The sequence below is a fragment of the Desulfonatronum thiodismutans genome (genome assembly GCF_000717475.1).
Classification (GTDB): Bacteria; Desulfobacterota; Desulfovibrionia; order Desulfovibrionales; family Desulfonatronaceae; genus Desulfonatronum; species Desulfonatronum thiodismutans.
On record NZ_JPIK01000032.1, the window covers coordinates 1 to 7,872 of the forward strand.

7 protein-coding genes are annotated in these 7,872 nt (G+C 60.4%); 3 read left to right on the forward strand and 4 right to left on the reverse strand.

What is annotated here, in order from left to right:
• Positions 1–459 precede the first annotated feature (459 nt).
• Entirely contained in the window at positions 460–1,071 is a 612-nt protein-coding gene (yedF, locus tag GY33_RS0118735) for a sulfurtransferase-like selenium metabolism protein YedF (RefSeq protein WP_031388787.1), read from the reverse strand.
• 291 nt (positions 1,072–1,362) lie between these two features.
• Here yedF and GY33_RS0118740 point away from each other — a divergent pair, with 291 nt between their 5' ends.
• The 3 genes from GY33_RS0118740 to cobI are packed head-to-tail and all read left to right on the forward strand — an operon-like array spanning position 1,363 to position 3,598.
• Entirely contained in the window at positions 1,363–1,992 is a 630-nt protein-coding gene (locus GY33_RS0118740) for a lysophospholipid acyltransferase family protein (protein WP_084185386.1), read from the forward strand.
• Between the two features lie 39 nt (positions 1,993–2,031).
• Positions 2,032–2,829, forward strand: coding sequence for an undecaprenyl-diphosphate phosphatase (locus tag GY33_RS0118745; protein WP_031388789.1), 798 nt, complete (start codon positions 2,032–2,034; stop codon positions 2,827–2,829).
• Between the two features lie 58 nt (positions 2,830–2,887).
• Positions 2,888–3,598 (forward strand): precorrin-2 C(20)-methyltransferase, encoded by a 711-nt coding sequence (gene cobI, locus GY33_RS0118750; protein ID WP_031388790.1) that lies wholly within the window; start codon positions 2,888–2,890, stop codon positions 3,596–3,598.
• Between the two features lie 17 nt (positions 3,599–3,615).
• Here the strand turns inward: cobI and GY33_RS0118755 are convergent, their stop codons facing one another.
• The 3 genes from GY33_RS0118755 to GY33_RS0118765 form a co-directional block, all read right to left on the reverse strand.
• Positions 3,616–4,725: an ABC transporter ATP-binding protein gene (locus GY33_RS0118755; RefSeq protein WP_051822851.1), complete on the reverse strand. Its 1,110-nt coding sequence runs from the start codon at positions 4,723–4,725 to the stop codon at positions 3,616–3,618.
• A gap of 60 nt (positions 4,726–4,785) precedes the next feature.
• On the reverse strand, positions 4,786–6,408 hold the full coding sequence (locus GY33_RS0118760; RefSeq protein ID WP_035272727.1) for an ABC transporter permease: 1,623 nt from the start codon (positions 6,406–6,408) through the stop codon (positions 4,786–4,788).
• 170 nt (positions 6,409–6,578) lie between these two features.
• Positions 6,579–7,622: a Fe(3+) ABC transporter substrate-binding protein gene (locus GY33_RS0118765; protein WP_031388793.1), complete on the reverse strand. Its 1,044-nt coding sequence runs from the start codon at positions 7,620–7,622 to the stop codon at positions 6,579–6,581.
• Positions 7,623–7,872: the final 250 nt, after the last annotated feature.

The following is a 7,872-nucleotide window of genomic DNA, read 5'->3' on the forward strand; positions in this document are numbered from 1 at the left end:
CAACCCCGAAAGTTGAGTTCATTAACCAATTCAAGTTCACTGGCAGCCTTCTTGATAGTTCGATTAATTTCCTTGTTTTTATTAAGCAAGGGTTTAAGCGAATTTTTTTTGGTGGATATGGTTATTTTCATATCTTTTGATTTCATAAGTATCTCTCTTTGCATATGGCGGGAACGGTGATTATCCGGTGAGCGAGGGGGGCATGGTGGCCTACTCTGATCTGTAATGGGCAACATACAACGAAGAGACCAATCGTGTCCACAGGCGGAATGCTGGATGGAGGGACGCCGGTGTACAGCGTGCAGGGCGTTGGGTTGGCGGCTCGGAACGAGGACAGGTCGCGGTCGGCGTCGTGTGACCAGGATTCCCGCGTACGCGGGAATCCTGGTGCGGGGGAGCTTTAGAGGGGTGTCTGAGCTTTTTGGCGTGGACAGGATTTCAAGACATTCTGCGGATTCGTCAGGGCCGGATGACCTTTTCGGCCAGTTGGAGGCTGGTGACAACGTCCAGCATGTTGGTGGTCTGGCCCACGGCTTTTTTGTCCAGCAACTCGAAGTGGGTCAGGCAGGTGCCGCAGACCAGGATGGTCACTCCGGCCGCTTCCAGCTTTTGCAGGGCTTCCAGGCACGGGCTGTCCTGTACGGCCAGTCGCACTGCCCCGTTGACCAGGATCATCCGCCACAACTGGGGGCCCATTTCCGGCAGGGTGGCCAGGAAATTAAGCATCAGCTTTTCGCCCAGGCCTGGATCGCCTTCGCCAATGCCCGGAGCCGTCAGGAAGATCAGGGTCTTGGTGTCCTGGGCTGGCGTGGCGGTTTGGTCGGCCTGGGCTTTGTCCGCCTGGGCGCCGGCTTCCCGCTCTCCCGTGATCCGCCATTCGTTTTGGGCGGTTTGCTCATTGCCGACCCGGTAGCCTTGATTTTCCAGAAACCGGGTCACGTTCTGCAAGGCAGCCTCGTTGTCCACTTCGACGCTCACGATTTTGGGCTGTTGGGCGTCGATATATTGCTTGCACTGGAGAACCGGTTGCGGGCAGGGGAGGCCTTTGCAGTCGAGATGTGTATTGTTCATGGATGGGATTCCTTTGGGGCTGAAGGGTTTTGAGTGAAGCATATAAACAAGCACAGCCGGGGTGAGAAATCAAATTGATTGTTTCTATCTTATGAGGCGCGTAGTATTTGTTTTTTCAATATCAGAGGGGATCAGGATTCAGGAGTCAGGAGGTGGAATGTTGGTGTGCTGATCGATTTCGATTGCGATTGCGATTTCGATTGCGATGAGACATCGAGCTGGTTGTTTGTGGGTGGTAAGGGCGCAATCCTTCCCTTGTCTCCAACCGGCATCCGGTTTAGAAGCCTCGCCATGGGCATTCGCGTCAATCCTCTTTGGTTTGTCCCTCCAGCTGTTTTGTTCACCAAAGTGCTGAGTCGGACGTTGCGGTTTTCCCAGGAAGGGTTGGAAGATGTTGAAGGGATGCGGCGAGAAGTGCCCATGGTCGTGCCGATCTGGCATGACGAGTTGTTCCCTTTGATCTATTTGCACCGCAACCAGGGCGCCGTGGCCGTGGTCAGCCAGAGTCGAGACGGGGAGTTTTTGTCCCAGGTCCTGACTCGTTTCGGCATTCAGCTCGCTCGGGGCTCCAGCCGTCGGGGCGGGGTGGCCGCGTTGATTGCTGCTCGCAAGGAGATGCGCGCGCGCAATGCGGACGTGGTGGTCACCGTGGACGGTCCGCGCGGCCCCCGGCACAAGGTCAAGGAGGGGGTCGTGTATCTGGCCTCCAAGGCGGGTGCGCCCCTGATTCCCTTGCGGGTATTCATGTCCCGGTCCTTTGTCTTCCAGAAAGCCTGGGACAAGTTCCAGCTTCCCTGGCCCGGCGCTCGGTGCCGGGTGGTCTACGGGCGGCCGTACCGGGTTCCGGCGGAGATGACCGCCGAGGAAATGGCCCGGGAGTGCTTACGCCTGGAAAACATGCTCAACGCCCTGGGCTCGTAGCCCTTCATCAATCCCAGAATAACAAATCCCGGAGCATTCATGGATTTTTTTCAAGCCGTCGTCTTGGCCCTGGTCCAGGGTCTGACGGAATTCCTGCCCATTTCCAGTTCCGCCCACCTGATCCTGGTATCCGTGTTCACGGGATGGGAAGACCAAGGGCTGACTTTTGACGTGGCCGTGCATATGGGAACCCTGGCGGCCGTGGTCTGGTATTTTCGCCGGGATCTGCTGGAAATGGCCCGGGATTTTTTCCGTTCCTTGACCGGCAAGGGGAGCGGCCCTGGGGCTCGACTGGCCTGGGCCGTGATCCTGGGGACAATTCCGGTGGGGCTGGCCGGACTGGCTTTTCGGGACGTGGTAGCCACACATCTGCGCGACCCATTGATTCTGGCCTTTGGGCTGATGTTTTTCGGGCTGCTTCTGGGCTGGGCGGATTGGCGGCACAAAGGGGGGCGCAACGAGAATGGCCTGACTTGGCTGGACATCCTGATCATCGGTTGCGCTCAGGCCGTGGCCCTGATTCCCGGTACGTCCCGCTCCGGAGCAACCATGACCGCCGGTCTATTTCTGGGCCTGAGCCGGGAGGCCGCGGCCCGGTTTTCCTTCCTGCTGTCCATTCCGGTGATTTTCCTGGCCGGGGCCCTGGAGGCCAGGCAGCTTTTCGGCCAGCCGGAGCCCACGCAGTGGGGGATGATCATCGTGGCCACGGTGCTGGCCGGGATCAGCGCCTATCTCTGCATCCATTTCTTTCTTAAATTTATCCGCACGGTGGGGATGCAACCCTTCGTGATTTACCGGCTTTTGCTGGGGTTGTTGTTGGTTTGGTTGTATTGGTAGATATCGCCGGGGAACCACTGGTTCGTCTCTTTATTTTTTGGAAAACTGGAATATTTTGATGCAAAACGGCATATTATACGGAATCGGCGTCGGCCCCGGGGATACGGGACTGATCACCCTGGCGGCGGTCAAGGCTTTGTCCGAAGTGGACGTGGTCTTTGCCCCGGCTTCGACCAAGAATGATTTTTCCGTGGCCCTGGACATCATTCGGCCGCATTTACGGGAGGATGTGGAAATCCGGCGGCTGGACTTCCCCATGACCAGGGACGACGCGGTGCGCACGGCGGCCCGGGGCAGGAACGCCGAGGCCGTGCTGGAATGTCTGCACGGCGGACGTCATGCGGCGTTCATTACCTTGGGCGACCCGCTGATCTACAGTACCTTCGGGCACTTGCTGCGGGAACTGCGGGCTCGGGACGGCTTGGCGGAGGTGCGGATCATTCCGGGCATCACCTCCTTCCAGGCGGCCGCGGCCCGGCTGGAACAGACGTTGGTGGAGGGCGACGAGAGTTTGGTGGTGGCTACGGGCAACAGCGACCTGGATCGACTGGCAAAGCTGCTGGACGCGGCGGATGCCGCCGTGGTCCTCAAGCCGGCCAAGCGTTTCCCCGCGCTCAAGGCGGCCCTGCAAGAGCGCGGACTGGCGGACCGGGCCAGACTGATCGAGCGATGCGGCCTGGATGGGGAGGCCGTGTACGAGAACCTGGATCAGGTCCCGGAAAAGTTGTCCTACTTTTCCCTGCTGCATGTCGCGCGCAAGGGCGCTTGAGCTGTCAGAACACGAACTCAGGAAGATTCCGCCGGAAAGACGTAGACTTGGTCCATGGGAACATGGACGTGGACGCGCGCACCCTCGGGCATGGGGAAGAGGCAGGGGACCCGGGCATGCAGGTGGATGCCCTCTCCGGCGTTGTCAGGAGTGTAACCGGGTTTCTCCGGGGTCCCGTGCGCATGCGACGCAATACGCAGGTGGACCAGGGTCGCTCCGGGCAGGAGCCGGGTGGCCAGCACTTCCCCCGGCACACTGGATGCCGGAGGAGTCGTGTCCGCCTCGAATATCTGGACCGTTTCCGGTCGAAACATGATTTCAACCTCGGCCCCGTCCTGAAACCCGGCGGAGGCTACCCGTCCAAGCGGGGTGGCGAGCTGTCCGCCCTGAACCATTCCCCTGATCACGTTCACATCGCTGAAAAAGGTCGTCACGAAGGCGTTCACCGGCTTGGAGTACAGTTCCACGGGGGTGCCGGTCTGAACGATCCGGCCCTGGTGCATGAGCACGATCCGGTCGCCCATGAACATGGCTTCCTCGGGATCGTGGGTGACCATGACCGTGGCCACGCCGCTGGATTTGAGCACGTGCAGGGTCTGATCGCGGATCTGGACCCGGAGCCGGGCGTCCAGGCTGGAAAACGGCTCGTCCAAGAGGATGATCCGCGGGCTGGGAGCCAGGGCCCGGGCCAGGGCCACGCGCTGTTGCTGACCCCCGGAGAGTTCGTGCGGATAGACCGCCGCGAAATCCCGCATGTTGACCTGCTCCAGGGCTTGAAGCGCCTTTTGTCGGCGGGTTTCCTTGGACGCGACGGCCGTCAGCCCGAACATGGTGTTTTCCAGGACCGTCAGGTGGGGAAAGAGGGCGAAGTCCTGGAACAGAAAGCCGGTGCCGCGCCGTTCCGGAAGCATCTGGCGATGCTGGTCCGCGATGACCTGGTCGTCGATCAGAATCCGGCCGTGTTGGAGTTCCTCCAGTCCGGCTATCAGCCGCAACAGAGTGGTCTTCCCACAGCCCGATGGTCCGAGCAGACAGACCACTTCGCCGGGTTGGACTTCGAGGTTGATGTTTTGCAGGACGGTCTTGGGGCCGTATGCATGGCGAATATCGCCGAGGATCAGGGACATGGAAAGGGCCTTTCGCTGTTGTCGTGGGTTGGGGGAAAAAGCTGTTGCATGAGTCGGTGGTTACGTCTGCCCGGGTCTGGATCTGGCGATCATCAGGCTGGCCAGAATCACGGGGATGATCCCGGCCAGGACAATGGCCAGGGATGAGCTGGACGACTCCTTGAGCAGGCCGTCCGAGGCCAGCTCGTAGGAGCGGATGGCCAGGGTGTTCAAACCAAAGGGGCGCATCATCAAGGTGGCCGGCAGTTCCTTCATTACGTCCACGAAAACCAGGACTCCAGCGCTGAGCAGGCTGGCGCGCATGATCGGCCCGTGCACCCGGCGCAGGGTCTGACCGGCGGACAGGCCCAGGGTCCTGGCCGCGCCGTCCATGTTGGGCGTGACCTTTTGCAGGCTGGCTTCGACGGTATTGGTGGACACGGCCAGGAAGCGGACCACGTAGGCGAAGATCAGCGCGGTCCAGGTGCCGGTAAGCAGCAGGCCCGTGGAGTAGCCGAAGAGCGTGCGGGCCAGATTGTCCACGGCGTTGTCCAGAAAGGCGAAGGGGATCATGATGCCCAAGGCGATGACCGCCCCGGGGATGGCGTAGCCCAGGGAAGCCGTTTGAACGGCGATCCCGGTGACCTTGCCCGGAACCAGCCTGCGACCGTAGGCCAGCAGGACCGCGGTCCCAACCGCCGCTACGGCGCTGATCCCGGCCAGGGAGAGGCTTGTTCCGGCCATGCGCAGATAGCGCGGATCGACGAAATTCCAGGTTTGCCATGTCCAGATAACCATCGCGCCCACCGGGAGAATGAATCCGAAGAACACCGGCAGAAAGCAGACCGTGAAGGCCAGCCCGGCGGAGATGCCGGAAAGCTGGAACCGGGGCAGTTGCCGGTAGTAGCCCGTGGTGTGGCTGACCCGTCCCCGCCTGGACCAGCGCTCCAGAAGAATCAGCCCCAGAATGAAGAACATCAGCACCGCGCCCAGTTGGGCGGCGATGGCCGGCTGTCCCAGTCCCAGCCAGGTCCGGTAGATTCCCGTGACGAACGTGTCCACGGCGAAGAAATCCACTGTTCCGAAATCATTCAATGTCTCCATCAGGGCCAGGGCCAGGCCCCCGGCGACCGCGGGCCTGGCCAGGGGCAGGGCCACGCCGAAAAAGGTGCTCCAGGCACCTCTGCCCAGGGTCCGGCTGGCGTCCAGGACGCAGACCGACTGCTCCAGAAAAGCCGCCCGGGAGAGCATGTAGACGTAAGGATAGAAGACCAGGGTCATCATCACGATGGCCCCGGGCAGGGAACGAATCTGAGGGAACCAATAGTCCGCCGCGGACCGCCAGCCAAAGGTTTCCCGCAGCAGGGTCTGCACCGGGCCGCCGTACTCCAGCAGTCCGGTATAGGTGAAGGCAATGACGTAGGCCGGGATGGCCAGAGGGATGATCAGGCTCCACTCGAAAAAACGCCGCCAGGGGAAGCTGGTCATGCTCACCAGCCAGGCCGTGCTCACCCCCAGCACAAGGGTTCCCACACCCACGCCAAGCATCAGACCCAGGGAATTGCCCACGTAGCGGGGCAGGACCGTGGTGGCCAAATGTTGCCACACTTCCAATGAAGGAACGAACAGGTGGGCCATAATCACCAGGATCGGCGCGGCCACAAGGGCGGCAAGGCCCAGAACCATGAACATCCAGATGCGCAAGCAGTGACTCCGGTGAATGGAATGAGCCCCGACGCGGTTAAGGAACCGCGTCAGGGCTGGGGTTGGGTATATCAGTTGTCAGGGTCGAGGGCGAAATCAATTCGCGCCCTACGACAGGAGATGTTTACCTCAGAGGTTGTTTCCGGGCAAACGATGTTGTGGCGGGGGATTTACCGCCAACCGGCGCGGTCCATGACCCGCACGGCTTCGGCATTGAATTTTTCGATCAAGGACAGATTAAGGTCGTCAGCCCTGAACTCGCCCATCTGAACCACCGGGCCGCTGGGTTGGACCTGGGGATTGACCGGATATTCGTTGTTGTCCCGGGCGTAGATGTCCTGGGCCTGCTGGCTTGAGAGAAACTCCAGGAGCTTCACGGCTTCGTCGATGTTCCGGGCGCTTTGCGTCACCCCGCCGCCGCTGAGGTTCATGTGGGTGCCGCGATCGTCCTGGTTGGGCCACATCACGCTCACCTTGGCGGTGACGTCCTGGTCCGCCGGATCTTCGGAAGCCAGGAGCCGTCCGAAATAGTAGCTGTTGGCAATGCCCACGGCGCACTCGCCGGAGGCCACGGAGCGGATCTGCGCGGTATCGTTGTCCTGGGGTCGACGGGCGAAATTGTTCACGAATCCCCGTACCCAAGCTTCGGTTTGTTCCACGCCATGGTGGGCGATCATCGAAGCCACCAGGGATTGGTTATAGATGTTGGAGGAACTGCGAACGCAGATCACCTTGCCCAGCGCCGGGTCGGCCAGGGCTTCGTAGGTGGTGATCTTTTCGGGATCGATCCGCTCGGGGTCGTAGTAAATGATCCGGGCTCGTGAGGAGAGACCGTACCAATACCCCTCGTCGTCGCGGTACTGGGCCGGGATGTTCTCTTCCAGCACGGTGGAGCGGGCCGCCTGCAGGACGCCGGCCTGCTTCGCGGCCACCAGGTTGCCGACGTCAACGGTGATCAGTACGTCCGCGGGACTGTTGCGGCCTTCGCTGCGCAACCGTTCCAGAAGCGCAGGGCCCTCGCCGGTGAGCAGGTTGGTGGTGATTCCGGTCTGGGCGGAAAACTCGTCCAGAAGCGGCTTGATCAAATGCTCCTGCCGCGCGGAATATATGTTGACCTCCGCGGCATGCGCCGACTGGACCGCGGGAAAGATCAAGGACAGGACAAGCAAGGGCAGGGTGAGAAATATGGTTTTTGATCCTTTCTGAAGCGACATGTTCAATGATCCTCCGGTTTGATGTGAGATTAAGGCAATCTTTTTTGTCAGGAAAAAGCGAGAAAGATATTGATAGGCGCTTTCATGATTGTTGTCAATGTTTTTTTTTGCGTGGTGTTGAACAGGAGTTTAACAGATTGCACCTTGTCTCTTATACAAATCTGACGCTGCCGACCACCTTCTCTCTGTCGTTCTCGCTGGTGACCCCTTCCCTACCAACACACACATCGTACTACGCCATTATCTCGGC

Excerpts from the sequence above, each read along its gene's own strand:
- yedF (WP_031388787.1), bottom strand. The coding sequence starts at position 1,071 with ATGAACAATACACATCTCGACTGCAAAGGCCTCCCCTGCCCGCAACCG.
- GY33_RS0118740 (WP_084185386.1), top strand. The coding sequence starts at position 1,363 with ATGGGCATTCGCGTCAATCCTCTTTGGTTTGTCCCTCCAGCTGTTTTG.
- GY33_RS0118745 (WP_031388789.1), top strand. The coding sequence starts at position 2,032 with ATGGATTTTTTTCAAGCCGTCGTCTTGGCCCTGGTCCAGGGTCTGACG.
- cobI (WP_031388790.1), top strand. The coding sequence starts at position 2,888 with ATGCAAAACGGCATATTATACGGAATCGGCGTCGGCCCCGGGGATACG.
- GY33_RS0118755 (WP_051822851.1), bottom strand. The coding sequence starts at position 4,725 with ATGTCCCTGATCCTCGGCGATATTCGCCATGCATACGGCCCCAAGACC.
- GY33_RS0118765 (WP_031388793.1), bottom strand. The coding sequence starts at position 7,622 with ATGTCGCTTCAGAAAGGATCAAAAACCATATTTCTCACCCTGCCCTTG.